The sequence below is a fragment of the Paraburkholderia flava genome (assembly GCF_004359985.1).
Lineage (GTDB): Bacteria > Pseudomonadota > Gammaproteobacteria > Burkholderiales > Burkholderiaceae > Paraburkholderia > Paraburkholderia flava.
On sequence record NZ_SMRO01000001.1, the window covers coordinates 1110988 to 1136506 of the forward strand.

The window sequence follows — 25519 nt, forward strand, 5'->3', positions numbered from 1 at the left end:
CGTATGGTGTGCGTGCCTGTGGTCCTGCGGATCTCGCGGGACGCTCAGTCTCCGTACGGTATCCAGATATTTTTCACTTGCATAGCCTCGCGCAGCCACAGCGGGCCTTCACTCGATCGGTCGAACCAGTCGAACTGCTTGCCGTAATCGACGAACGTGCGTTTCAGGTTGCCGATCGATTCGCGTTCGACGAGCGCCGACTGCTCTTCGCTGCCGAAGCACCACAGCGCGTCGACGTCATCGTGTTTCGCGAGCGTCGCGAGCAGTGCGCCGCGATCGCCTGTGACGATGTTCAATGCGCCGGCTGGCACGTCGGAGGTTTCGGCGACCTGGTAGAAGTCGGTGGCCGTCAGCGGACACGTCGTGCTGGGCAGTACGACCACACGATTGCCGAGTGCAAGCGCCGGCGCGACGAGCGACACGAACGACAGCAGCGGCGCCTCATCCGGACACGCGATGCCGATCACGCCGAGCGGTTCATGCATCGCGAGCGCGACGCCGCGCAGCGGCGGCGTATGCACCGCGCCGTCGAACTTGTCGGCCCACGCACCGTAAGTGAACAGACGCGCGATCGATGCATCGACTTCCGCGCGCGCCGCCGCTTCATCGACGCCGGTGCGCACGACCAGTTGCCGCGCGAATTCGGCCGCACGCACCGCGAGATTTTCGGCGAGGTAGTACAGCACCTGCGAGCGGTTGTGACCGGTCGCATCGGACCACTTCTGCGCGCCGCGCGCCGCGGCGACCGCGTTGCGGATGTCCTTGCGGTTGCCGTCGCCGACTTCGCCCGCGAGCGAGCCGTCGGCTGCGTACACGGGCAGCACGTAGCCGCTGTCCGGACGCACCTGCTTGCCGCCGATAAAGAGCTTCGCGGTGCGATCGACACCAGCGAACGGAGCAGCGTCGTCGGAGCCGAACGCCTCGACCGCTTCGCGCACGGCGACGCCGCGCACCGGCTTGCGCATCGCGAGATCGAGCCACGCGCGCGGCTGCAGATATTCGTAGAGCCCTTCGCGTCCGCCTTCGCGGCCGTAACCCGACTCGCGATAACCGCCGAAGCCGGCAGCCGCGTCGAACAGATTCGTCGCGTTGACCCACACCACGCCACATGCGAGGCGCGGCGCGACATCGAGCGCGCGGCCGATCGTCTCGCTCCACACGCTCGCCGCGAGACCGTAGCGCGTGTTGTTCGCGAGCGCGATTGCTTCGTCGGGTGTGCGGAAACTCATTGTGACGAGCACCGGGCCGAAGATCTCTTCCTGCGCGAGCGTCGACGCGGGCGCGACGCCGGTGACGAGCGTCGGCGGATAGAAGCAGCCGTTGTGCGGCAGACCGGTTTCCGATGCCTGCCAGACCGCGCAGCCTTCGCGTCGTCCGGTTTCGACGAGACCGCGAATCCGTTCGAGCTGCACCGGATCGACGATCGCACCGAGGTCGATGCTTTTATCCAGAGATGAACCGACGCGCAGCGTCTGCATCCGGCGCTTCAGTTTTTCGATGAAGCGCGCTTCGACGCCTTCCTGCACCAGCAGCCGCGAACCTGCGCAGCACACTTGTCCCTGGTTGAACCAGATCGCGTCAACGACGCCTTCCACTGCGCCGTCGAGATCCGCATCATCAAACACGATGAACGGCGACTTGCCGCCCAGTTCGAGCGTCAGCGATTTACCCGAGCCCGCGGTGCGCGAGCGGATCAAGCGCCCCACTTCGGTCGAACCGGTGAACGCGATCTTGTCGACATGCGGATGATCGACCAGCAGCGCGCCCGTGCGGCCGTCGCCGGTCACGACGTTCAGCACGCCCGCCGGCAGCCCCGCGCGCTGCGCGAGTTCGGCGAACAGCAATGCGGTGAGCGGCGTGTATTCGGCGGGCTTCAGCACCACGCAGTTGCCGGTGGCGATCGCGGGCGCGATCTTCCACGCGAGCATCAGCAGCGGAAAATTCCACGGCACGATCTGGCCGATCACACCAAGCGGCGCCCAGCCTTCGAACTCGCTGTCCTGCAGTTGCGCCCAGCCTGCGTGATACAGAAAATGCCGCGCGACCAGCGGCACGTCGATGTCGCGCGTTTCGCGAATCGGCTTGCCGTTGTCGAGCGCTTCGAGTACCGCGAAGAGACGACTGTGCCGCTGCACCATCCGCGCAAGCGCATACAGATGACGTGCGCGTCCCGCGCCGCCGAGCGCCTGCCATGCAGGCTGCGCGGCGCGCGCGGCCGCAACCGCAGCATCGACGTCAGCGCTATCGCCCTGCGCGACATGCGCGAGCAGTTCGCCGCTGGCGGGCGCATGCGATTCGAAACGCTCGCCGGCCGCGGGTGCACGCCACGCGCCGCCGATGAAATGTCCGAACGTCCACTCGTGCTGCGCGAGCCACGCGCGCGCGGGTTGATCGTCCTCGGGCGCGGGACCGTAGTCCATCGAAGAAAAGTACTCGGCTACGCTCATGGGATCGGTGTGGTCAGGCAACAGGGTGACGGTTGAAGGCGGAATAGCGGCCGCTCGCGTAATGCTCGAGCTGGCGTTCGATGTCGGCGAGCAGGCTCGACGCGCCGATCCGGAACAGCGCCGGTTCGAGCCATTCGCGGCCGAGTTCTTCCTTCATCAGGATCTGGTAGTTCAGTACGGTCTTCGCGTTCGACACGCCGCCCGCCGGCTTGAAGCCGATCAGTACGCCGGTGCGTTCGTGATATTCGCGGATCATCCGCACCATCACGAGCGATACGTCGAGCGTCGCGTTCACGCCTTCCTTGCCGGTCGACGTCTTGATGAAATCGGCGCCGGCCATCATGCAGACCATCGACGCGCGCGCGACATTCGACAGCGTGCGGATATCGCCGGTGGCGAGAATCGCTTTCAGATGCGCGTCGCCGCATGCGGCGCGGAACTCGCGCACTTCGTCGTAGAGCGCCTGCCAGTTGCCGGTGAGCACGTGTTCGCGCGTGACGACGATGTCGATCTCGGCTGCGCCGTCGGCTACCGACGCCTCGATTTCCTTCAGCTTCAGCGGATGCGGGATCAGCCCGGCCGGAAAACCGGTCGACACGGCGGCCACGGGAATGCCGCTGCCCGCGAGCGCATCGACGGCCGCGCCGACGAAGCGGTGATAAACGCACACCGCGCCTGTCGTGATTGCATGCGGCGCGATGCCGAGCGCGTCGAGCAGATCGGCGCGCACGGGCTGGCGCGCTTTCGCGCACAGGCGACGCACGCGGCCTTCGGTGTCGTCGCCGCTCAGCGTGGTGAGATCGATGCAGGTGATCGCCTTCAGCAGCCACGCTGCCTGGGCGTCCTTCTTGACGGTGCGCCGCGTGCCGAGCGTCGCGGTACGGCGCTCGACGGCGGACTGGTTGACGCGCAGACCGTCGAGCCAGCCGGCGTCGAACGGCATGCCGGGATTGCGCAGCGGATGCAGGGCGGAACCGCGATGCAGCGCGACAACCGACGAGGACAGCGAGGGAGCTTCAAACATGAGACATCCGTGTTTTTCGTGCGGCGCACATCAAACGATGATGGGTTATTGCCATGTATGCTACATCGATTGATAGGATCGTCACAAGCTCCGTTACGATCATTTCCATGGGGATGGGCATGGTCGTTTTCCCTGGGGGTGTTCTTACAGCGCCCTGTGGAATCCGCACAGCGCCACCGCAGCCAGCCGATCGCCGCCAGCAGCACGAGCGCCGCCCCGCCCAGCACCGGCTCGCGCCACGCCAGCCCGACGACGAAGCCGAATACGCGAGGGCCAGCGAACAACGCGAAACCGGCGATCGCACTGCTTGCGGTGTCCAGTGTTGCGGTGACGCGTTGTGATGCCGGCTGTGACGTTATCTGTGATGTCGGTTGTGACGTCACAACGGGCCGGCTGGGGGCGGGCACGGGCATGGCGTTCTCCTTTATCGAATGCAGGCGTGTGTCACGACGACGACGGTGCTTCGTCGAGAAAACCGACGACGGTTTGCAGGCGGCCGTGCGCGTCGACGGTGCCGAAGTCCGAGCCCTTGACGAACGGCTCGCCCGACGGCGTCGCCAGCGTCCACGAGAAACGCAGCCGGTTTGCGTAGCCGTCGACGTCGGTGGTGCGCTCGAACGTGTGGCCGGGAAAGCGCTCGTGGACCGCGCGGATCATCGCGTCGATGCCGTCGTGGCCATCGCCTGCGAGCATCGGGTCGACATACGACGCGTCGGGCGCCCACGTCTTCGCGATCAACTCACGGCGGCGGGTGTTATCGGTTTCGTTCCATGCGTCGAAGTAGCGGTCGATCAGGTCGGTGTGCGTGTTCATGGTCATAGTCATGGCGGGCTCCTTGGTTCAGGGTGGTAAGTGGGGCGGCGAGGTTTTCGCTGCGCCCGGACTGAAGATTCGGCGACGCGCGGCCGCCAGTCGATTACGTGAGAGGTAATGGAATCGCAGCGCCCTTTGGCTATCATCGGGACCATGAACACACTCTCCTTTTCGTCTTCCTCCTCCGTCGGCTCCGTGAGTCGCACCGTCGGCGATCTGCTGCGTGAATGGCGGCAGCGTCGCCGGATGAGTCAGTTGCTGCTCGCGGCCGAAGCGGACATCTCGACGCGGCATCTGAGCTTCGTCGAATCGGGACGCTCGCTGCCGAGCCGCGAGATGGTGATGCATCTCGCCGAGCGGCTCGACGTGCCGCTGCGCGCACGCAATACGCTGCTCGTCGCGGCGGGTTACGCGCCGCTGTTTCGCGAACGTCCGTTGAACGATCCGCAGCTCGCGATCGCACGTGAAGCGGTCGAGCAGGTGTTGAAGGGACACGAGCCGTATCCCGCGCTTGCGGTGGACCGGCACTGGAACATCGTGTCGACCAACGGCGCGCTTGGGCTGCTGATCGCGAGCGCGAGTCCCGCGCTGCTCGAAGCGCCGGTGAATGCGCTGCGACTGTCGCTGCATCCGCAGGGCATCGCGCCGGCGATCGTTAACTGGCATGCGTGGCGCGCGCATCTGCTCGCGCGGCTGCAGCGGCAGATCGACGTCAGCGGCGACGCGACACTCGTCGCGCTACGCGACGAACTGGCCGCGTACCCCGCGCCGCCCGACGCGGAACCGTTCGATCCCGCCGATGCATCGGGCGTCGAACAGATCGTCGTGCCGCTGCGGATCCGCACCGCGCTCGGCACGCTGTCGTTCTTCAGCACGACGACCGTGTTCGGTACGCCGGTCGACGTGACGCTGTCGGAACTTGCGATCGAAGCGTTCTTTCCCGCCGATGCGCAAACGGCTCAGGCGTTGCAGGCGGTCGGCGCGAATCGCTGAGCGGTTGCAGTGTTCACGGCGGTTGGCAACGTGTGAACGCGTGCGCCCGGATCGCCGCGCTACCATGCAAGCAACCGACCTGCGAGGAGCGCCCCCGTGGCAAAAAGCGACATCATCGTCCGGCAACTCGGCATCGCCGATCTCGACGCTTACTTCCAGTTGCGGCTGCGCGGTCTCGCCGAGCATCCCGAGGCATTCGGCAGGAGCCATGCGGAAACGGTCGCGAGCGGGCCGGAGCAATATCGTGCGACGCTCGAAGGCACGATGGCGGATGAAGGCCGGTTCATTCTCGGAGCGGCGCTGACCGGGAGCGACGGCACGCCGAGCGAAGGCCCACTCGTCGGCACGCTCGCGCTGATCCGCTCGCAGAGCGAACGGGAGCGGCACAAGGCATCGGCGGTCGGGATGTATGTCGCGTCGGAAGCGGCGGGGCGCGGCGTCGGACGCGCGCTGGTCGAAGCGTTGCTCGAGCGCGCCAGGCGCATCGACGGGCTGCGGCAGGTGCAACTGGTGGTCACGAGCACGAACGTCGCGGCGCGCGGGCTGTACGAATCGCTGGGTTTTGTCGCGTATGGGCGCGAACGCGAAGGGCTGCGGGTCGGCGATACGTTCTACGACGCGGATCTGATGGCGTACTTTCTGTAGTCCGGCTGCCGCTCGGCGAATTAGATAGCAAGACTTGGGGCGTCGTGGCGTGCAGGGTTCCGTACACTGGGATCGTCAATGTACGGAGCCCACCCGCGATGCGTCATCACACTCTGCAGGACACACTGCCCGGCCTTGAGTCCGAGCCCGATGAACTCGACGCAGACGGACGCGGCAAGACATCGGTGGAGCGGCCGTCGATCGCACCGATGGAATCGATCAGCCGACGCGTCGACGCACTCGACTGGTCGCACATCGACGGCGATCTCGACCAGCACGGCTGCGCACAGCTCCCCGGATTGCTGACGCCGCGCGAATGCCGCGCACTCGCCGCGCTGTATCCGCAAGACGCGCTGTTTCGCAGCCGTGTCGTGATGGCGCGGCACGGCTTCGGACGCGGCGAATACCGGTACTTCGACTATCCGCTGCCCGACGCGATCGGCGCGTTGCGCGAGACGTTTTATCCGCATCTCGCGCCGGTCGCGAATCGCTGGAACGACACGATGGGAATCGATGTGCGCTACCCCGCTACGCACGCCGCGTTTCTGCGACGCTGCCACGCAGCGGGCCAGCGCCGCGCGACGCCGCTGATCCTGCAATACGGCACCGACGACTACAACTGCCTGCATCAGGATCTCTACGGCGAGCACGTGTTTCCGCTGCAGGTCGCGATCCTGCTGTCGGCGCCCGGCGACGATTTCACCGGCGGCGAATTCGCGATTACGGAGCAGCGTCCGCGCATGCAGTCGCGCGTGGAAGTCGTGCCGCTGAATCAGGGCGATGCGGTGATTTTCGCGGTGCATCATCGGCCGGTGCAGGGTACGCGCGGGTCGTATCGCGTGAATTTGCGGCACGGCGTGAGCCGGCTGCGCTCGGGGCAGCGGCATACGCTCGGGGTGATTTTTCACGACGCGCAGTAGCGGGTTTTATCCACGGCGTAGCGGGACGTCGCCGCTTCATTTACGTGCGGCGCACGGGCACGACATCGGGCGCCGTGATCGCCAGTACCTCAGTGGCTTCGTTCAATGCCGCGCGTTCCTCGGCGGTGAGCGTGTCTGTCGTATGCGGCCACGCCGCCATCAGTTGCTCGAGCGCGGCTCGCATCCGCAGATGAACCGCATGCGCCGAATCGACGTCGTTGCCGAGTTCGCACAGCCGGTACAGCGCCTTGTTTTTCCCGGACTGTGTTCCGTGCTCGATCGTCGAGATCAGTATCGGCATCAACGTGCTCCAGCGCGGAGTGAGGTCGACGACCTCGGCCATCGCCGCGCATTCCATCTTCTGGGCGTTGCGTGACCTGCTGCCTCTGTCGTGCGTCGTCATCGCGAGGCCATCGTTCAAATGCCGTCGACGCGGTTGTTGGCGCGCCCCGGCGTCTGCGTCGTGGGCGGTCCGCCGGGACTGTGCGCGATACTTTCATAGAGGACGTAGAACAGCAGGCAGCCGCACGCAAAGATCGACGCGAACAGAATGGCCCACGCAATGCCGTCCGCGCGTTGCCACCACGGGAATCGGCGGTCGTGGTCGGATCGATTGGCGAGTGGAGATTGCGGTGCGCGAGAAGCCGGATGTTCCGCGATGACGTCATGCCGCGTCGCGCGCTGGCGCATATGGTCCGACATGCGATCGCTCGACCACGCGGAATCCAGACGATGAAGTGCGGACGTAGAAAACCGATGGGTATCGCGCCGCACAAGATGAACGGCGACGGTTCGCTGCGCGTGGGTGCCTTGACCGGGTATGGGACTACTCGCGAAAACCACTCGCGAGGAATCCGCTACGGGCGCAACGCGAACGCCATGAGCGCCCTCTTCGACGGGCAACGCTCCTGCGTCGGGGGGGTGGGTTCTCGTTGATGGCTGATGCTTTAAGCAGGCAGCCATAGATGGCCTCTCTCAAGATCTACCTCAGTCAAGACCGTGCGGATGTCGGCGCATCCGTCGCGATCGCTTCAGTCTCCTCGCCCCTGTACTTCTTGCCGCCCGGATTTTCCGCTAGCATTGCCTGCCGCAAAACGGTGACTACGCGTTTTTGTCACTAGCCGATCGTGCGTGCGTAGTGTCAAATGTGATCGTATGAAAGACGTCCATCGCCCTCGGTTCTACTTGCCCAATCTGCCCTGTCCAGCCTTCGACGAGACAGCGCGGCGAATCTCGCTGCCACTGCACCTCAAATGGATCGCAAGGCCGAGGTCGATGTTTTCTCCCGCGTTTATCGAACAGAACGTTCTGTCGGGCCATCGGTGCGATGACACAACTGCGCACGACTACGGATATCACGCGGGCCTATCGAACCACACCATTCGAATTACTCGCCGGTACGAAATGCATGACCGGCCAGCATCGCAATGGCCATTGAAAGTATTCAACGGTGATTGAATATTTGCAAGAGAATTTTGGCAAACTATCTCGACAGGATGTCGAGGACCGTGACGGAAATGGGATCAGGCAAACAATGACAAATAAAGAGCGCGCCGGGCTCATGGTTCAACGCATCAGGAAGCTGATGCAGTCGAGAAACATCATCGATGCCGAACTTGCGCGCACGACCGGCATGTCGCCGGGCACGCTCAGCCGGATTCTGTCCGGAGAAACAGCCGACCCGCGTCTCAGCTCGCTGTCGGCGATTGCGGGCGCACTGGATTCGACCGTTGGCTACATCACCGGTAGCGAACGTGCGTATCCGATTCCTATCCTCGACTGGGAGCAGATCGTGCCGTTCGCGGACGGCGCACTGAAGACGGACCGCCCGTTGCATTCGTTGACCGTCGACACCGCGCCGGCAGCCGGCACGTTTGCGGTACGAACCACGCCGTCGATGGAGCCGCGCTTCCGCGCCGGTTCATTGATCATCGTCGAACCTGCATCGCAGTATCGCGACGGCCAGGTCGGCGTCGTGTCGTTCAACGCACGCGATGCGGTGGTCCGCCGGTTCACGAAGGACGGCAGTGCGATCTATCTCAAGCGTATCGATCATGCCAGCGACCCGGCTGCCGTATCGCTCGACGACGCCGTGCGGGTGCTCGGCGTCGTCACGGAATCGCGGATGCAGGAAGGCGTCAGTCCTTGAACGCGAACGGATTGAAGTTGGTGTTGAAGTCGTAGTAGTCGATCTTGTCGATCTTCTTCAACCAGCTGGAGACGTGGGTCGTCACGGGCAGCAGCGCGAGTTCGTAGATGGCCTTCACCGTGATCTGGAAAAGAATCATCGGCACGATCGCATGCATCGGCAGCACGCCGTAGAACAGTAGCGTGCAGAAGATCGCGCTATCCACGGTGATCGCAAAGCCCGTGCTGAACAGCACACGTCCCCACAGATACTTCCCTGCGCTCGCGATCTTCAGTTTGGCGAGCAGCGTCGTGTTGATAAATTCGCCGCAGAAGTACGCGACCGTCGACGCCAGGAAGGTCCGCGAAAAATTGCCCACGAGGATGTCGTAGCCGGCAATCGCCGCCTGGTTCTGCGCGCCCCATTCGGGCGCGACCGGAAGCAGCGAGACCGCCCACATCCCGATCACCAGCGCGAAGTTGACCGTCATGCCTCCCCAGATCACGAGACGGCTGGTGCGATATCCGTAGACCTCGGTGACGAGCGTGCTGAAGATGTACGTCATCGGGAACACGACCAACGCGGCCGGGAACGTGACGGCGTCGCCGAGACCACCGGGCAGCCAGCCCAGATGGAGCTGGATGACGCGGAATCCCGTCACGTTGGAGATGACGATGAACGCGACGAACAGCATCGCAAGCATCAGCACGGAGCGCGTGAGCTGCTGTTTCTTCTTCGGAAAATATTCGATCGGCACGAGGCCGTCGGTGTACATCGCCGCGTTCAGGAACGCGATGTGCGCGATGTCCTCAGGCGAGAATTTCTCGAGCCAGTGCCGGTGATAGAGATCATCCGCGGGCATCTTGAACGTGACGCCCGACTCGCTGACCTTGACCCGCACGATCACCTTCTTCTGAGCCTCGGTGGGCTCGATGACGGCCTCGATCTGATGCGTCGGTTTCTGCATGTTCGGTTCTCCGGCCGGCGGCATCATTGTCTGACGAGGCGATCGTTCGTCGCTGCCTCGATGCGCTCCGAGGTTCGGATGGGATTGATGTCGATGCCCCCGCGCCGCGTGTACCGCGCGCAGACCGACAGTTTTTCCGGCGCGCATTGTCGCGAGATGTCGAGGAAGATGCGCTCCACGCACTGCTCGTGAAACTCCTCGTGGTTGCGGAACGAAACGATGTACCGGAGCAAGCCTTCCCGGTCGATTCTGTCTCCTTCATACGAGATCGAAACGGTGCCCCAATCCGGCTGGCCGGTGACGAGACAGTTCGATTTCAGCAGGTTCGAGTAGACCGTTTCCGAGACCCGCCCACCGACTGTCTTGAGCACGTCGGGCTTGACCTCGAAGTCTTCGATTGCGATGTCCTGGTGGTCGAGCGACTCGCCGTCGAGCGCCTTCATTCCTGCAACGGCCGCGCCGTCCACGATCTGCAGGCTCGCAACGACGGGCGCACCCGCGCACTTCGACAGATCCGCCGTCACGGTTTCGCGCACCGCGTCCACGCTGTCGAAGCGCGTGTTGTTCAGCGTGTTGAAGTACAGCTTCATCGACTTCGATTCGATCAGGTTCGGCGATTCGCACGGGATGTGCAATACGGCGATCGCGACCTGCGGCAAGCCGCGCCGGTTCAGCCAGGACACCTCGTAGTGGTTCCAGACGTCGACGCCGAAGAACGGCAATGCGTCGGTGATTCCAAGCTCGTTTCTCTTGATCTCGCGCGGAATCGCGAACAGTCGATCCGGGTTATACAGCGATTCATACGTCGACTTCTTGCCCAACTCCATTCGTCATCCCCATATAAGGTACCTGTCGATATGCACTGCTTCTGCGCGCCGCGTCGGCGTTGCCCGATAAACGGCCCGCAGCCTTGCGACCGCAGCCAGAAGCGCTCCCGGGATGATAAGAGCATTGGCGACTTGAGGTGGCAGGCAACCACGCCATTCGCACCTATCCACCCGGATAGGTGACGGCGCCGCCCGCAATGGTTTCCGGTATCGAAGACAGGTGCCGACGACGCGGGGAGCGCCCGGCTCATCCCGTGGATTCGTGCTAAGGTTTTCGATCGCCATTCATCATCGATTGCCGGACCCGTGGGCCGCCACGCCAGCCATGGCGCGCGCTATCGCCGGTCCGCCAGCACCCACCTCAAATCATGTCCGATCTCGCATCCTCCCTGCCCCGTGCGCCCCGCCGCTTCGACATCAACCCCACGCCGCTCGCCGTCGCGCTCGCGCTGATTGCGCTCGGCGCGTTCTATCTCGCACAGACGGTCAGCGGCCGGCAGGCCGCGCTATATGTGGTCGGCGCGCTGCTCGGCATGTCGCTGTATCACGCGGCGTTCGGCTTCACGTCCGCGTGGCGCGTGTTCATCGCGGACGGTCGCGGCGCCGGCCTGCGCGCGCAGATGCTGATGCTCGCGAGCGGCGTGCTGCTGTTCTTTCCTGCGCTATCCGCCGGCTCGCTGTTTGGGCGGCCCGTCGTTGGGCTGGTCGCGCCGGCGGGTACGTCGGTGATCGTCGGCGCGTTCATGTTCGGCATCGGCATGCAGCTCGGCGGCGGCTGCGCGTCGGGCACGCTCTATACAGTGGGCGGAGGCAGCACGCGGATGATCGTGACGCTCGTCGCGTTCGTCGTCGGCTCGGTGGTCGCGACCGCGCAGATGCCGTTCTGGACCGCTCTGCCCGCGCTCAAACCGCTGTCGCTCGTGAAGACACTCGGCGCCGGTCCCGCGATCGCATTGAATCTCGTCGTGTTCGCGGCGATCGCCGCGCTGACCGTCGCGATCGAACGGCGCCGTCACGGCCGGCTCGTCGACGAACCGCTGCGGCCGCGTCACGCGTCGCCGTGGCTGCACGGTCCGTGGCCGCTGTTCGTTGGTGCGATCGCGCTCGTGCTGCTCAACTTCGCGACGCTCGCGTTGTCCGGCCGACCATGGGGCATCACGTCGGCGTTCGCGCTGTGGGGAGCGAAGGCGCTGTCGACACTCGGCGTCGGCGTCGCGGACTGGCCGTACTGGGCAACGCAGGCGAATGCCGGCTCGCTCGCCGCCCCGGTCTCGCACGACGTGACGACCGTGATGGACATCGGCATCGTGATCGGCGCGATGACAGCGGCGGCGCTCGCCGGCCGCTATGCACCGGTATGGCGGGTGCCGTTGCGTTCGCTCGTCGCGGCTGTCGTCGGCGGGCTGCTGCTCGGCTATGGCGCGCGACTCGCGTACGGCTGCAACATCGGTGCGTATTTCAGCGGCATCGTGTCGGGCAGTCTGCACGGCTGGCTGTGGCTCGTCGCCGCGTTCGCGGGCAACGTGGTCGGCACACGTTTGCGTCCGGCGTTCGGTCTCGAGGTCGAACGCGTCCAGCGGACCGGCTGCTAGTCGTTACAAACTCCCGCTGTTTGTAACAGGGGGCCGCACCATTGTGCGGCATCCCGGGTGACCCCAATAAGCGCCCGGCATTACGAAGTTTTTACCGCGCCGTTTGAATTCTTCTTTTCAAATTCCCGACAGACTGGCCCATTACGGCTAATACGGGAAATCTCTCCCCTGGCGCCGCCCCCTCTCCGTCAAGGCGCGTACAGCAAGGGTTTAGCCTGATTTGCGCCGCTTCGCCAACAGCCACGGAGGCTTGGCGAATTATCGTTACGCGCATATGAAAGTCTTACCGAAATTCAGTGTGGTTTTTGCGGATATTTTTTTGAGAAGGGATTGATTTCTTGAAATCCCCTTCATACAATTCGCTCCAAGGTGTTACGATTTGTAACGTCTTGTATCAAGTGGTCACTTCTTGTATCAAAGAGAAGGGCCGAACGTCAGACGGCAAGGTCGTCGGCGGGGGGTTAAAAAGTGATAACGGCAGGAAATGCCGACTGGTAATTCGGGGCTTCGGAAACAGCAAAAATGGACCGTAGCAGCGAGACGCTGGAGTCAATCCGCGAAATCAATTTGTCGTACATCATGCTCGCGCAGCGCATGTTGCGCGAGGACAAGCCTGTCGGGATGTTCCGGCTGGGACTGTCGTCGGAGCTGGCTGATTTGCTTGCCGGTCTGTCGCTCGCACAGATCGTCAAACTGGCCGCCTCCGACCAGCTTTTATGTTTTTTCCGCTTCAGCGACCACGCGATGTTGTCGGCGCTGACGCAGACCACGAAGCATGCGGAAGTATCGCCTACTCACGCGGCTATCCTGCTAGCAGGCCAGCCTGCTGAGCAGTTCGCCTGACGAGGAGCTGCAACGATGACTGCGACGCTCAAGCGCAGCTTGACCGAAGACGCTCAGGAAGTGTTCCGCGCGATTGCGCTGATCGAACTGGGCGCGCGCATGCAGGTGCTGGAAAGCGAACTCACGCTGTCGCGCGACCGCATGATCCGCCTGTATCGCGAGGTCAAGGGCGTATCGCCGCCGAAGGGCATGTTGCCGTTCTCCGCGGACTGGTACATGACGTGGCTCGCGAACATTCATGCTTCGCTGTTCTACAACACTTACCTGTTCCTGAAAAACGAAGCGCGTTGCTCGCATCTGGACGCACTGACCAAGGGCTACAGGCTGTATCTCGAACACTGCCGGCACAGCGAGACCGAGCCGGTGCTGGATTTGACCCGGGCATGGACGCTCGTGCGTTTCTTCGACGCCGACATCCTGCAGCTGACGCCTTGCTGCCGTTGCAGCGGCAAGTTCGTCGCGCACCGGCATGATTTGCAGCAGAACGTCGTGTGCGGCGCATGTCAGCCGCCGTCACGCGCGGGGAAGACGAAGAAGGCGGCCGCCGCCGCGAAACAGGAAGTGCCGACGATTGCAGAAGCGGCCTGAACAGGGGGTGAAGTAGAGCGGCTCGCAAGAAGCCGTTTTCGCTCAGCGGCGGGTAACAAGCCTCATGAAGCCGTGTCACGGGCCATGTGACACGGCTTGTTTTTTTGTGGTTTCGCTTTTGTTGTTCTTCAATCGCAGGTGCGCCGCCCGACGCATCCGCGCTCAGCCGATCCAGCCGAACGTCTGCACTGCGAGCCACACATTCGCCGCCGTGATCGCCGCGAACAGCAGCCACGCGAGAATCCGTGTCGGCAGGCGGTTCGCGAACGGTCCCATCAGCGTGCGGTCGTCGGTCATCCGGATCAGCGGATACAACGCGAACGGCAGTTGCAGACTCAGCACCACCTGGCTCGCGACGAGCAGCTTGCCGACCGCACCGTTGCCGAGCATCGACACGCCGATCAGCGCGGGGATCAGCGCCAGCGCGCGCGTGATGAAGCGCCGCTGCCAGCACGGAATCTTCATTTTCAGAAAGCCTTCCATGATCACCTGCCCGGCGACCGTGCCGGTGAACGTCGAGCTTTGCCCCGACGCGAGCAGCGTGATCGCGAACAGCACCGCGGCGAAACCGGTGCCGACGATCGGCGCGAGCAGCTTGTACGCGTCTTCGATCTCGGTGACCTGGTTGTGGCCGGTCGCATGAAACGCGGCGCCGGCGAGGATCAGGATCGCTGCGTTGATCAGCAGCGCGAGCACGAGAGACGCGATCGTATCGATGCGCGACAACCCGATCGCCGACGCGATGCCCGGCCGGTCGCGCTTCACCGCGCGAGTCTGCACGATCGACGAATGCAGATACAGGTTGTGCGGCATCACGGTCGCGCCGAGGATGCCGATCGCCAGATACAGCGGCTCGCGTCCGCTGACCGCCTGCCACGACGGCACCAGCCCCTGCATCACCGACGGCCAGTGCGGCTGCACCAGCGCGAGTTCGATGATGTAGCCGACGCCGATCGTCACGATCAGCCCCAGCATGATCGCTTCGAGGTCCCGAAAATTCTTGCCCTTCAGGCCGAGCACGATCAGCGTGTCGAATGCGGTCAACAGCACGCCGACCGTCAGCGAACACTTGAACAGCAGATGAAATGCGAGCGCCCCGCCGAGCACTTCGGCGAGATCGCACGCGATGATCGATATCTCCGCGAGCAGCCACTGCCCGCGCGCAACCATCGGCGAATAGCGGGCGCGCGATAGCTGCGCGAGGTCTTGTCCGGTGACGATGCCGAGACGCATGCTCAGGCACTGCAGCACCATCGCCGCGAGGCTCGACAGCACGACGACGAACAGCAGGCTATAGCCGTAGCGCGAGCCGGCTTCGATATCGGTCGCCCAGTTGCCCGGGTCCATATAGCCGATGGAGACCAGCAGACCAGGCCCCGCAAACTGGAGGATTTTTTTCCAGAACGGTGCGCTCGTTGAGACGGCGACCGAGCCTTGAACTTCGGATGGACAAAACGGTGCGGTGGCGGTGGTCGGAAGTTTGAACAGCAAGCCGGGTTCCTCGCGGTGACAGGCGCCGCGAGGCCGCGTCGACAGTAGCAGCGGGGGCGGCGAACGGGCTCAAGTGTACAGAGAAACTTCCGGCAATGTCCCGTTGAGCGCGTAGCGTCCGAGGTCGCGGAGCCGATAGTCGAGCGGGTCGTGCAGCGTGTGCACGCGCGCGTTGCGCCAGAATCGGTCGAGCGCGAGCGACGCGCCGGTCGCGCGTGCGCCGCATGCGTCGAACAGGTTTTCGCTGACCTCGAGCGCCGCGCGATGCGCGACGATCTTCGCTTCCGATACGGCGAGCGCGACGTGCGCGCGTGCATCGGCGGTCAGATTTGTTCCTTCGTTCCACGCATCGTCGAGTGCTTGCGCTGCGCGGTCGGCGAGCGCTTCGGCGCTGACAGCGCGCAAGCGCATTTCGCCGAAGCGTTGAAGCATGTATGGATCGTCGGTGGCCTTCTCGACACCCGATGCGATCCACGGACGCCCATGCTGCGTCACGTAGCGACGCGCTTCGTCGAGCGCGCCCTGCGCGATTCCGGTGAACAGATTGGTCAGCACCAGTTGCGACACGAGCGTGCGCAACGTCGCGCGCGGCGTCGGCGTCACTTCCGAGCGATGCAGCACCTCATGCGCGTCGATCCGCACGTTCTCGAATGACACGCTGCCACTGTCGGTTTGCCGCTGACCGATCGGGTCCCAGTCGTCGTGCACGGTGATGCCTTCGCGCGTGGTCGGCACGACTGCGACGGCCGGTTTGCGGGTCGCGGGATCGTGTGCGGACACGGTCATCATCGACGAGCCGCGTGTACCGGAGCAGAAGCCCTTCACGCCGGTCACGCTATAGCCGCCGTCCGCCGTTGCCGTTGCGACGAGTCGTGAGTCGAGCGGATTGACTGCGTTGCCCCACCACCAGCGCGCGTCCACCGTGCCGCGCAGATAACGTTCGCGCTGCACGTCGTTGCCCCACACGTCGACGCTCACTATCTGCAGACACTGGAACCCGACCAGATGCGCAAGCGCGCTATCGACCGTAGCGAGCGCGCGAATCGTCCGATAGATGTCGGTCCAGCGTGCGCCCGCGCCGCCGAATTCGCGCGGCACGGCGAGTGTCAGCAGACCGGCGTCGGCGATCCATTGTTTTTCCTGCGCGGCGTGGCCGCCGTCGCGATCGCGCTGCGCAGCGGTTTCGCGCAACGCGGCGAGCAGGCCGGCGAGATCCGGACTCAACGCGGGACTGCGTGGATCGTTCATGCGGCCTCCGTGCGCTGCCACGTCTGTGCGGATCGCAAGTCGGCGAATGCCTGCTTCATGTCGATGTCTCTTCCGGAAAATTTCTGTGTCGATGTGTCGTGCACATCGTGTGGAATGGCTCGCGGATCGCCGTCACCAGTATAAGCGCGAGCCTCGTCACGCCCTTACGCTTCGGCCGGCGCCTGCACGCGCCGCCGATGCTGCGCACCCGCATGCACTTCAGGCAGTCGTGCACGCCCCGCACCGAACAGCTTTTCACGCAGCGTCGGCGCCTCGGCGTAATTAGCATAATCGGTCTTGTAGACGCCGCGATTCTGCAACTCGGGCACAACAAGATCGACGAAATCGACGAACGATTCCGGCATCACGGTACGCGTCAGATTGAATCCGTCGATACCCGTCTCGTCGATCCACGACACCAGTTCGTCGGCGATCTGCTGCGGCGAGCCGACCACCGGTTTCGCGCGACCGCCGAGCGTCATCTGTTCGAGCACCTTGCGCTTGGTCCACACGCCGGTCGTGCTCTTCTTCGAAATCGCCTCGACCGCCGATTGCATCGACTCGGTCTTCACATACGAAATCGGTTCGTCGAGCTCGTACTGCGAGAAATCGATGCCCGTCGAACTGGAGAAATGCGCGATGCCGCCTTCCGCACTCGCGTAACGTCGATACTCGTCGAACTTTTCCTGCGCGGCCCGTTCCGTCTCGCCGACCACCACCGTGATACCGGCAAAGATCTTGATGTCATCCGGCGCGCGGCCGAAGCGCACCGCGCGCGCCCGGATATCGTCGACGATCGAGCGCGTCAGCGGCTTGTTCTGCCCGCCGACGAACACGCATTCCGCGTGACGCGCGGCGAAATCCATCCCGCGCTGCGACGACCCGGCCTGGTACAGCACCGGCGTGCGCTGCGGCGACGGCTCGCTCAGATGAATCGCGTCGACCGAGTAGTACGGACCATCGTGCTGCACGCGATGCACTTTCGCCGGGTCCGCGAACACCCGCGACGCGCGATCGCGCAGCACGGCATCGTCTTCCCAGCTCTGCTCCCACAGCTTGTAGACCACGTCCATGTAATCGTCAGCGCGGTCGTAGCGGTCGTCGTGAGCGATCTGCTGCGTGAGCCCCATGCCGCGCGCGGCGCTGTCCAGATAGCCGGTCACGATATTCCAGCCGACACGTCCTCTGGTCAGATGATCGAGCGTCGACATGCGTCGTGCGAACAGATACGGCGGCTCGTAGGTCAGATTCGCGGTCACGCCGAAGCCGAGATGCTTCGTCACCGCAGCCATCGCGGGCACGATCAGCGACGGATCGTTGATCGGAATCTGCACCGATTCGCGCAGCGGCGTGTCGGGACCGCCCTGATACACGTCGTACACGCCGACGATATCCGCCAGAAAAATCCCGTCGAACAAACCACGTTCGAGCGTGCGCGCGAGATCGGTCCAGTAGTCGAGATCCGTGTAATGCGCGGAGCGGTCGCGCGGATGCGTCCACAGGCCGTGATTGATGTGGCCGACGGCGTTCATGTTGAACGCGTTCAGCAGGATCTGCTTCTTCGTCATCGCGGGGCTCCGTCGCGTGGAAAATGCCGCACGCGCGGTCGAGCGCCGCGCGCACCGCCGGGGAATAATAGAGCCGTGCCGAAACCCGGTCTACGAACGGATTGGCGAAAGGAAATCGCGAAACACGATATGGGTTGCAGACGAAACCGCGAGCAAAATCGCGGGCAAAAAAAAGTGGCGTAACCGGAAACCCGGTTACGCCACTGTCAACATCGGGAACCTATACGGAACCCGCGTGGAGCCTTCGTTAAGACCGCATCACTGCTTCGCGACCTGCTGCGTCGCGTTGCCGTTGGTACCTTGCGCGACGTCGGCGACAGGCTGCATACCGTCCCAGCCACCGCCGAGCGCGCGAATCAGGTTAACCGTCGACACCGCCTGCGTCCCAGCCAGATGGCTAGCCTGCAACTGCGTGACCAGCACCGAGCGTTCGCTGTCGATCACATTCAGATAGCTGACCTGTCCTTCCTGATACTGCGTGCCCGACAGATGCGCGGCGCGCTGCGACGCACTCACGGCAGCGTTCTGCTCGCGAATCTGATCGTCGAGCAGGCGAAGATCAGCAAGGTTATCCTCGACTTCGCGGAACGCAACGAGCACCTGCTGACGATACTGCGCGACGTCTTCGTCATACTTCGCGCGGGCATTGTCGAGCCCTGCACGACGACGTCCGCCGTCGAAAATCGGCAGCGTCAGCGCGGTACCGGCGAGCGGCCCGAGCAGGAACGTGCGGCTCGACCACATGAACAGATCGCCGAGCGTCGCCGACTCGTAGCCAAACGCACCGGTGATGTCGAGCTTCGGGAAGAACGCCGACTTCGCGAGACCGACGCGCGCATTCGCCGCAGCCATCGCACGTTCGGCAGCCGAGATGTCCGGACGACGTTCGAGCAGCGCGGACGGCAGACCGGCCGGCACGCGCGCGATCACCGGTACGAGCGGCGTCTCGGGGAACGAGAAGTCCGCCGGTGCCTTGCCGAGCAGGATCGCGAGGCTGTGTTCGGACGCAGCGCGTTGACGTGCAACACCGACCGCATCGGCGCGTGCCGACGCGAGTTCGTTGCGTGCCTGCGCGACGTCGAGTTCGCTGATGTCGCCTTCCTTGAAACGTCGTTCGATCAGTTTCAGCGAGTCTTCACGCAGCGACACGGTACGACGATACAGGTCTTGATCCGTGTCGAACTCGCGCAACTGGAAGTAGTTCTGCGCGACGTCCGCCTGCAGCGCGAGCTGCACCGAACGGAACAGCGCTTCGCTCTGCTGCGCGTCGGCACGCGCCGCATTCACGTTCGAACTCACGCGACCGAACAGATCCGCTTCGTACGACACGGTGCCCTGTGCGCGCCACAGCGTCGTGGTCGACGAACCGGCGCTCTGCGGCAGGAACTGCGATGCCGACGACGCCGTTTCGCGCGTCGGGCCGAAGCCCGCATCGAGCGACGGGAACCACGACGACCGCGCAGCCTGCGTCAACGCACGCGCCTGTTGCACACGCGCAGCGGCAGCCTTCAGATCCTGATTCGCAGACGCAGCCTGCTTTTCCAGATCGTTCAGCACCGGATCGTTGAACACGGCCCACCATTCGCCGCGATGTTCTGCGTCGGCCGGTTGTGCGGGCTTCCATGTGCCTGCGTCCTTCGCGTCAATGACCGGCGCTTCCTTGAACGCCGTCGGCGTCGGCGCATCGGGGCGCTTGTAGGTCGGCTCGACCGAGCACGCGACGAGCAGCATCAGCAACAGTCCGCTGGCCGCCGCCCGGCCCCAGCCGCGCAAAGATTGATATCGATTCATTTTTTTATCCACTCCACTCAAGCGTTCGACGTCGGCAGTGCCTGATGCGGCGAATCCTTCTGCGCCACATGGATCTTGCCGCCGGCAAGCGTCCGCAGTACCACATAGAACACCGGTGTCAGCATCAGGCCGAACAGCGTCACGCCGAGCATGCCGAAGAACACCGCGATACCCATCGCGTGACGCATTTCCGAACCCGCACCGCTCGACAGCACGAGCGGAACGACACCCATGATGAAAGCGATCGACGTCATCAGGATCGGGCGCAGCCGCATACGGCTCGCTTCGATCGCCGCCGACAGCGGCGAGTGTCCGTCATGCTCCAGTTCGCGAGCGAACTCGACGATCAGGATCGCGTTCTTCGATGCAAGCCCCACCAGCACCATCAAGCCGATCTGCGTGAAGATGTTGTTGTCGCCCTGCGTCAACCACACACCGGTCAGCGCGGACAGCAGACTCATCGGCACGATCAGGATCACCGCGAGCGGCAACGTCAGGCTTTCGTACAGCGCGGCCAGCACGAGGAACACGAGCAGCACGCTGATCGGGAACACCCACATGCCCGCGTTACCCGCCAGCATCTGCTGGTACGTCAGGTCGGTCCATTCGAGCTTCACACCACGCGGCAGGACTTCGGCCGCGACACGTTCCGCCGCTGCCTGCGCCTGGTTCGTCGAGAAGCCGGGCGCGGGACCGCTGTTGATGTCGGCTGCGGTGTAGCCGTTGTAGCGCACCACCATTTCCGGCCCGTAGGTCGGCGTCACGGTGACGAGCGACGACAGCGGCACCATATCGCCGGCGGCGTTACGCGTCTTCAGTTGCAGGATGTCGTCCGCGCGTTGACGGAACGGCGCGTCGGCCTGCACCCGCACCTGATACACACGACCAAAGCGGTTGAAGTCATTCACGTACAGCGAGCCGAGGTAGATCTGCATCGTGTTGAACACGTCGGTCACCGGCACGCCAAGCTGCTTCGCCTTCACGCGGTCGAGATCGACGTTCAGCTGCGGCACGTTGATCTGATAGCTCGAGAACGTCGGCCCGAGTTCAGGCGTGGTCGAGGCCTTCTTGATGAACGCCTGGGTCGCGTCGGCCAGTTGCGCATAGCCGACCGCGCCGTGATCCTCCAGCTGCAGCTTGAACCCGCCGAGCGTACCGAGGCCCAGCACCGGCGGCGGCGGGAACACCGCGACGAACGAGTCCTTGATCGAGCCGTACTTCTGGTTCAGCGCACCGGCGATTGCACCCGCCGACAATGCCTTGCCATGACGCTGATCGAACGGCTTGAGCGTCACGAACACGATGCCCGCGCTGGAACTGTTCGTGAAGCCGTTCACCGACAGCCCCGGGAACGCGACCGCGCTTTCGACGCCCGGCTGCTTCAACGCAATCGAGCTCATGTCGCGGATCACCTTCTCCGTGCGATCGAGCGACGCACCGTTCGGCAACTGCGCGAACGCGATCAGGTATTCCTTGTCCTGCGCCGGCACGAAGCCGCCGGGCACGATGTGCGTGATCAGCACGGTCGCGCCGAGCAGCACCGCATAGACGGCCAGCATCGCGCCCTTGCGCTTCAACACACCGTTCACGCCGCGGCCGTACGCAGTCGAGCCGCGCTTGAACACCTTGTTGAAGCGTGCGAAGAAGCCGCCCAGCAGACGGTTCATCACGCGCGTCAGCACGTCCGGTTTCGCATCGTGACCACGCAGCAGGATCGACGCGAGCGCCGGCGACAGCGTCAACGAGTTGAACGCCGAGATCACCGTCGAGATCGCGATGGTCATCGCGAACTGCTTGTAGAACTGACCGGTCAGGCCCGTCATGAATGCGAGCGGCACGAACACGGCGACCAGCGTCAGCGCGATCGCGATGATCGGCCCACTCACTTCCTGCATCGCCTTATACGTCGCATCGCGCGCACTGAGCCCGCTTTCGATGTTCCGCTCGACGTTCTCGACGACCACGATCGCATCGTCGACGACGATCCCGATTGCCAGCACCATCCCGAACAGCGACAACGCATTGATCGAGAAACCGAACGCGAGCAGCAGCGAGAACGTCCCGATGATCGACACCGGCACCGCGATCAACGGAATGATAGACGCGCGCCAGGTTTGCAGGAACACGATCACCACGATCACGACCAGCGCGATCGCTTCGAGCAGCGTATGCACGACCGCCTCGATACTCGAACGCACGAACTGCGTCGGGTCATAGACGATCTTGTATTCGACGCCCGCCGGGAAATCCTGCGCGAGTTCCTTCATCTGCGAACGGACTTCGTCGGAAATCTGCAGCGAATTCGCACCTGGCGACTGGTTGATCGCGAGCGCGACCGCCGACTTGTTGTCGAGCAGCGAACGCAGCCCGTATTCCGACGCGGCAAGCTCAACGCGTCCGAGATCGCGCAGATACGTGACGGCGCCATCGGGTGCGGTCTTCACGATGATGTCGCCGAATTCGCCGGTAGTCTGCAGACGGCCGCGCGCATTCACCGACAGCTGCAACGGCGTGCCCGGCACCGACGGCGACGAACCGATCGTGCCCGCAGCCACCTGAATGTTTTGCTCGCGAATCGCGTTCACGACATCGGTCGCGGTGAGGTTACGCTGCGCGACCTTCTGCGGATCGAGCCACACGCGCATCGAGTAATCGCCCGAACCCCACAGCTGCACTTCGCCGACACCCTTGATCCGTTCGAGCCGGTCCTTGACGTTCAGCAGCGCATAGTTGCGCAGGTACGTCATGTCGTAACGGTTGTTCGGCGAGATCAGGTGGACCACCATCGTCAGCGTCGGCGAGCTTTTGATCGTCGTCACGCCGAGCCGCTGCACGTCTTCAGGCAGACGCGGCAACGCCTGATTCACGCGGTTCTGTACGAGCTGCGTCGCGAGATCGGGGTTGGTGCCGAGCTTGAACGTCACGGTGAGCGTGAGATTGCCGTCGCTGTTCGCCTGCGACTGCATGTACAGCATGTTCTCGACACCGTTGATCTGCTCTTCGAGCGGCGACGCGACCGCTTCCGCGATCACCTTCGGATTCGCGCCCGGATACTGCGCGTGCACCACCACCGACGGCGGCACGACTTCCGGGTACTCGGAAATCGGCAGCTGGAACAGCGAGATCACGCCGCCCAGCAGGATCAGCACCGACATCACGCCCGCAAAGATGGGCCGGTCGATAAAAAATTTCGATATGTTCATTTGAGGCTCTGGATGTTGGAGCGCTTACGCGTATCGATCGAACGCTGCGGACTCGTGGCCCGCACGGTTCAGACGACGGTCGCGATTCACGAATTCTTCTCCGGCTTCGCGGGGGTGGTGGGCGACGCGGGTTGCGACTGCGCAACCGGTGTTGCGTTCGGGTCCACGTCGGCGGTCATCGGCACCATGTGCGCGCGGACCTGATCGCCGGGACGCACACGCTGTGTGCCGTTCACGACGATGCGATCGCCCGGCTGCAAACCGCTCTTGATGACCCGCAGGCCATCCTGCTGCGCGCCCAGTTGCACCTCGCGGTACGACACGTGATCGCTCTTGTCGACGGCCAGCACGAACTTCTTGTCCTGGTCCGTACCGACTGCCGCGTCGTCGATCATCAGCGCCGGATGCGGCGCACTGCCGCCGACCTTCACGCGGGCATACAGACCCGGCACCAGCACGCCGTCCGCGTTGTCGAAACGCGCGCGGATGCGGATCGTGCCCGACGTCGTGTCGAGACGGTTGTCGACCGAATCGATCGTGCCGCTGCGCGAATAGCCGGTTTCGTCCGCGAGACCGAGATCGACCGGTACCTTGCCGTTCTTCACCTGGCTGATGTACCGGAGGTACGTCTGCTCGTCGGCATCGAACGATGCGTAGATCGGCGACACGGACACAAGCGTGGTCAACGGCGCAGCGCTCGCGCCTGCCGACACGACGTTGCCCAGCGTGATTTCCGCACGCGACACACGACCGGCGACCGGCGCGACGATCCGCGTATAGCCGAGATTGATGCGCGCGGTTTCGAGCGCGGCCTCGGCGGCCTTCAGATTCGCATTCGCTTCACGCGACGCGTTCTGCTTCTCGTCGTAATCGCGCTTCGCGATCGCGTTGTCGGTCAGCAGACGCTGCGCGCGTTCCCAGTCGGTTTGCGCGTAGCCGCTGCGGGCCTGCGCGGCGGCTACCTGCGCCGCCGTGCGATCGACTTCCGCCTGATACGGACGCGGATCGATGACGAACAGCGTGTCGCCCTTCTTCACGAGCGCGCCGTCCTTGAAATTCACCGACACGATCGTGCCCGACACCAGCGGACGCACATCGACGCGGTCGATGGCTTCGAGACGGCCGGAATAGCTCTGCCAGTCGGTGATCGTCTTCTGCACGACGGTTGCTACGTCGACCTCGGGCGCCATCGGCGCGGCTTGCGCAGGCGCGCGCGCATCGACGCGGATCGCACCCAGCGTGCCGAGCCCGGCGACGACGAGTACGGCAACCGCGGCGATCGCGATGCGGGAGCGGGTGAACGGAAGAATGGACATGGTGGCTCCAGGTTTCTGTGTGGATAACGAAATGGCTTGTTTTGATGGGTTATTTGGCAGACGCGTTGGCAATCGCGCTCGCCGCAGCGTTACCGACAGCGCCCGCAGCGCGAGCGGCAAAGCGGCACTGGAAGAAGCGCACGGCTTCCTGCAGCGCGCCCGGGTGGCTGCCGATCTCGGCGTGCGACACGCTCGGGCAGCGGACCACCTGGGTCAGCACGCCTGCGTCGATCAGGTTGCTTGCGTACTTCTCCGCTTCGACGTGCAGCACGTCGTTCTGCGCGGTGACGATCAGCGTCGCGGGCAGACCGGCGAGACGCACCGATTCGAGTGGCGCAGCATACGGATGCATCCGATGCGACGCCTGCGGCAAATACGCGCGATAGCACGCCGCGCATTCGCTTGCGGTGATGTCGGATGAAATGCGGCGCTCGTCGCCGAGACGCGTGAGGCTCGGGTCGAGCATCGGACCGAACAGCGCCTGCGCGTCGATGCGCACGTCGCCGCGGTCGCGGGCAATGAACGCGAGACAGTTCGCGAGCTGACCGCCCGCATCGTGACCCGCGACGGCCATGTGCTTCGTGTTGCCGCCGAACGCGCGGGCGTGGGTCTGGATCCACAGCGCGGCGCGGTGCGCGTCTTCGGGCGCGGCGGGAAACGGGAAACGCGGCGCGAGCGAATAGCCTACCGACACTACGAGAGTGGGTAAGTGTTCTGCTAAATAACGGGCGGCGGCGTCGGCGTCGTCGAGCGAACCGCGCACGAAGCCGCCGCCGTGAAAGTACAGCAGCACCGGCAGACCGGACTTGCCGGCCGGCCGATAGAGCCGCAGTTTGATCTGCTGGGCGTAGCCTTCGATCTGCACGTCGCTCAGCTCCAGCGACGACGTGGCTTCCGAGACCCAGGAGGCCGGCGGAACAAAGGCAGACAGTGATTTGGTTGCATCCATGTCGAACGGCGCAATGCGCACAAAAAGGCGATGGTGCGAATTGTGGGTCCGGCAGACTCCCAAATAAATGCCTATAATCCGGCAACACAATTCGGTGCGCCTGAACAATCAATCGGCTTGTCGGTTCAACCGATTCCTCTGCAGATGCACCCGCCCTTTTGGAGGT

The 25519-nt window shown here is 64.0% G+C and carries 21 protein-coding genes; 7 read left to right on the forward strand and 14 right to left on the reverse strand.

Going from position 1 to position 25519, the window contains the following annotated elements:
- Positions 1-44: 44 nt before the first annotated feature.
- The 3 genes from E1748_RS04870 to E1748_RS04885 all read right to left on the reverse strand — a co-directional run bounded on the left by E1748_RS04870 (position 45) and on the right by E1748_RS04885 (position 4284).
- Positions 45-2447 carry an aldehyde dehydrogenase family protein gene (locus E1748_RS04870; RefSeq protein ID WP_133646007.1) on the reverse strand — a complete coding sequence of 801 codons (2403 nt, stop codon included), beginning with the start codon at positions 2445-2447 and terminating at the stop codon, positions 45-47.
- Positions 2448-2460: 13 nt separating this feature from the next.
- Positions 2461-3471, reverse strand: a complete 1011-nt coding sequence (gene deoC, locus E1748_RS04875; protein WP_133646008.1) for a deoxyribose-phosphate aldolase — start codon at positions 3469-3471, stop codon at positions 2461-2463.
- Between the two features lie 444 nt (positions 3472-3915).
- Positions 3916-4284, reverse strand: a complete 369-nt coding sequence (locus E1748_RS04885; protein ID WP_133647233.1) for a nuclear transport factor 2 family protein — start codon at positions 4282-4284, stop codon at positions 3916-3918.
- Positions 4285-4437: 153 nt separating this feature from the next.
- Here E1748_RS04885 and E1748_RS04890 point away from each other — a divergent pair, with 153 nt between their 5' ends.
- The 3 genes from E1748_RS04890 (at position 4438) to E1748_RS04900 (ending at position 6842) form a co-directional block, all read left to right on the forward strand.
- The gene (locus E1748_RS04890; RefSeq protein WP_240766321.1) at positions 4438-5277 is read left to right on the forward strand and encodes a helix-turn-helix domain-containing protein; all 840 of its coding nucleotides are present in this window, start codon (positions 4438-4440) and stop codon (positions 5275-5277) included.
- A 96-nt stretch (positions 5278-5373) separates the two neighbouring features.
- A complete protein-coding gene (locus E1748_RS04895) occupies positions 5374-5922 on the forward strand; it encodes a GNAT family N-acetyltransferase (protein ID WP_133646010.1) in 549 nt (182 codons plus the stop codon).
- Positions 5923-6131: 209 nt separating this feature from the next.
- Positions 6132-6842 carry a 2OG-Fe(II) oxygenase gene (locus E1748_RS04900; RefSeq protein WP_133647234.1) on the forward strand — a complete coding sequence of 237 codons (711 nt, stop codon included), beginning with the start codon at positions 6132-6134 and terminating at the stop codon, positions 6840-6842.
- Between the two features lie 40 nt (positions 6843-6882).
- On the opposite strand, the gene E1748_RS04905 is transcribed toward E1748_RS04900, so the two are convergent.
- Positions 6883-7185: a hypothetical protein gene (locus E1748_RS04905; protein WP_133646011.1), complete on the reverse strand. Its 303-nt coding sequence runs from the start codon at positions 7183-7185 to the stop codon at positions 6883-6885.
- A 74-nt stretch (positions 7186-7259) separates the two neighbouring features.
- Positions 7260-7544, reverse strand: coding sequence for a hypothetical protein (locus E1748_RS04910; RefSeq protein WP_133646012.1), 285 nt, complete (start codon positions 7542-7544; stop codon positions 7260-7262).
- Positions 7545-8403: 859 nt separating this feature from the next.
- On the opposite strand from E1748_RS04910, the gene E1748_RS04915 reads away from it, so the two are divergent.
- Positions 8404-8991 (forward strand): S24 family peptidase, encoded by a 588-nt coding sequence (locus E1748_RS04915; protein ID WP_276324021.1) that lies wholly within the window; start codon positions 8404-8406, stop codon positions 8989-8991.
- On the opposite strand, the gene E1748_RS04920 is transcribed toward E1748_RS04915, so the two are convergent.
- Positions 8981-9937 (reverse strand): queuosine precursor transporter, encoded by a 957-nt coding sequence (locus tag E1748_RS04920; protein WP_240766325.1) that lies wholly within the window; start codon positions 9935-9937, stop codon positions 8981-8983. The genes E1748_RS04915 and E1748_RS04920 overlap by 11 nt on opposite strands.
- Positions 9938-9960: 23 nt before the next feature.
- Positions 9961-10764, reverse strand: a complete 804-nt coding sequence (gene queF / locus E1748_RS04925) for an NADPH-dependent 7-cyano-7-deazaguanine reductase QueF (RefSeq protein WP_133646014.1) — start codon at positions 10762-10764, stop codon at positions 9961-9963.
- A 368-nt stretch (positions 10765-11132) separates the two neighbouring features.
- Here queF and E1748_RS04930 point away from each other — a divergent pair, with 368 nt between their 5' ends.
- From E1748_RS04930 to flhC, 3 genes are all read left to right on the forward strand, one after another.
- Positions 11133-12356, forward strand: coding sequence for a YeeE/YedE family protein (locus E1748_RS04930; RefSeq protein ID WP_133646015.1), 1224 nt, complete (start codon positions 11133-11135; stop codon positions 12354-12356).
- Between the two features lie 522 nt (positions 12357-12878).
- Complete coding sequence (flhD, locus tag E1748_RS04935; protein ID WP_133646016.1) at positions 12879-13199, forward strand: flagellar transcriptional regulator FlhD; 321 nt, start codon at positions 12879-12881, stop codon at positions 13197-13199.
- Positions 13200-13214: 15 nt separating this feature from the next.
- On the forward strand, positions 13215-13787 hold the full coding sequence (gene flhC / locus E1748_RS04940) for a flagellar transcriptional regulator FlhC (RefSeq protein WP_133646017.1): 573 nt from the start codon (positions 13215-13217) through the stop codon (positions 13785-13787).
- Positions 13788-13949: 162 nt separating this feature from the next.
- Here flhC and E1748_RS04945 read toward each other — a convergent pair whose 3' ends face one another.
- From E1748_RS04945 to E1748_RS04975, 7 genes are all read right to left on the reverse strand, one after another.
- Positions 13950-15278, reverse strand: a complete 1329-nt coding sequence (locus E1748_RS04945) for an Nramp family divalent metal transporter (RefSeq protein ID WP_133646018.1) — start codon at positions 15276-15278, stop codon at positions 13950-13952.
- Positions 15279-15347: 69 nt separating this feature from the next.
- A complete protein-coding gene (locus E1748_RS04950) occupies positions 15348-16526 on the reverse strand; it encodes an acyl-CoA dehydrogenase family protein (protein WP_133646019.1) in 1179 nt (392 codons plus the stop codon).
- A gap of 164 nt (positions 16527-16690) precedes the next feature.
- Positions 16691-18094, reverse strand: a complete 1404-nt coding sequence (locus tag E1748_RS04955) for an LLM class flavin-dependent oxidoreductase (RefSeq protein ID WP_133646020.1) — start codon at positions 18092-18094, stop codon at positions 16691-16693.
- 258 nt (positions 18095-18352) lie between these two features.
- Positions 18353-19885 carry an efflux transporter outer membrane subunit gene (locus tag E1748_RS04960; RefSeq protein ID WP_133646021.1) on the reverse strand — a complete coding sequence of 511 codons (1533 nt, stop codon included), beginning with the start codon at positions 19883-19885 and terminating at the stop codon, positions 18353-18355.
- A 17-nt stretch (positions 19886-19902) separates the two neighbouring features.
- Positions 19903-23088 (reverse strand): efflux RND transporter permease subunit, encoded by a 3186-nt coding sequence (locus E1748_RS04965; RefSeq protein WP_133646022.1) that lies wholly within the window; start codon positions 23086-23088, stop codon positions 19903-19905.
- 86 nt (positions 23089-23174) lie between these two features.
- On the reverse strand, positions 23175-24404 hold the full coding sequence (locus E1748_RS04970) for an efflux RND transporter periplasmic adaptor subunit (RefSeq protein WP_133646023.1): 1230 nt from the start codon (positions 24402-24404) through the stop codon (positions 23175-23177).
- Between the two features lie 49 nt (positions 24405-24453).
- Entirely contained in the window at positions 24454-25353 is a 900-nt protein-coding gene (locus tag E1748_RS04975) for an alpha/beta hydrolase (protein WP_133646024.1), read from the reverse strand.
- Positions 25354-25519 lie beyond the last annotated feature (166 nt).

Excerpts from the sequence above, each read along its gene's own strand:
- E1748_RS04870 (WP_133646007.1), bottom strand. The coding sequence starts at position 2,447 with ATGAGCGTAGCCGAGTACTTTTCTTCGATGGACTACGGTCCCGCGCCC.
- deoC (WP_133646008.1), bottom strand. The coding sequence starts at position 3,471 with ATGTTTGAAGCTCCCTCGCTGTCCTCGTCGGTTGTCGCGCTGCATCGC.
- E1748_RS04885 (WP_133647233.1), bottom strand. The coding sequence starts at position 4,284 with ATGAACACGCACACCGACCTGATCGACCGCTACTTCGACGCATGGAAC.
- E1748_RS04890 (WP_240766321.1), top strand. The coding sequence starts at position 4,438 with ATGAACACACTCTCCTTTTCGTCTTCCTCCTCCGTCGGCTCCGTGAGT.
- E1748_RS04900 (WP_133647234.1), top strand. The coding sequence starts at position 6,132 with ATGGAATCGATCAGCCGACGCGTCGACGCACTCGACTGGTCGCACATC.
- E1748_RS04905 (WP_133646011.1), bottom strand. The coding sequence starts at position 7,185 with ATGGCCGAGGTCGTCGACCTCACTCCGCGCTGGAGCACGTTGATGCCG.
- E1748_RS04910 (WP_133646012.1), bottom strand. The coding sequence starts at position 7,544 with ATGTCGGACCATATGCGCCAGCGCGCGACGCGGCATGACGTCATCGCG.
- E1748_RS04915 (WP_276324021.1), top strand. The coding sequence starts at position 8,404 with ATGGTTCAACGCATCAGGAAGCTGATGCAGTCGAGAAACATCATCGAT.
- E1748_RS04920 (WP_240766325.1), bottom strand. The coding sequence starts at position 9,937 with ATGCAGAAACCGACGCATCAGATCGAGGCCGTCATCGAGCCCACCGAG.
- queF (WP_133646014.1), bottom strand. The coding sequence starts at position 10,764 with ATGGAGTTGGGCAAGAAGTCGACGTATGAATCGCTGTATAACCCGGAT.
- E1748_RS04930 (WP_133646015.1), top strand. The coding sequence starts at position 11,133 with ATGTCCGATCTCGCATCCTCCCTGCCCCGTGCGCCCCGCCGCTTCGAC.
- flhD (WP_133646016.1), top strand. The coding sequence starts at position 12,879 with ATGGACCGTAGCAGCGAGACGCTGGAGTCAATCCGCGAAATCAATTTG.
- flhC (WP_133646017.1), top strand. The coding sequence starts at position 13,215 with ATGACTGCGACGCTCAAGCGCAGCTTGACCGAAGACGCTCAGGAAGTG.
- E1748_RS04950 (WP_133646019.1), bottom strand. The coding sequence starts at position 16,526 with ATGAACGATCCACGCAGTCCCGCGTTGAGTCCGGATCTCGCCGGCCTG.
- E1748_RS04955 (WP_133646020.1), bottom strand. The coding sequence starts at position 18,094 with ATGACGAAGAAGCAGATCCTGCTGAACGCGTTCAACATGAACGCCGTC.
- E1748_RS04960 (WP_133646021.1), bottom strand. The coding sequence starts at position 19,885 with ATGAATCGATATCAATCTTTGCGCGGCTGGGGCCGGGCGGCGGCCAGC.
- E1748_RS04965 (WP_133646022.1), bottom strand. The coding sequence starts at position 23,088 with ATGAACATATCGAAATTTTTTATCGACCGGCCCATCTTTGCGGGCGTG.
- E1748_RS04970 (WP_133646023.1), bottom strand. The coding sequence starts at position 24,404 with ATGTCCATTCTTCCGTTCACCCGCTCCCGCATCGCGATCGCCGCGGTT.
- E1748_RS04975 (WP_133646024.1), bottom strand. The coding sequence starts at position 25,353 with ATGGATGCAACCAAATCACTGTCTGCCTTTGTTCCGCCGGCCTCCTGG.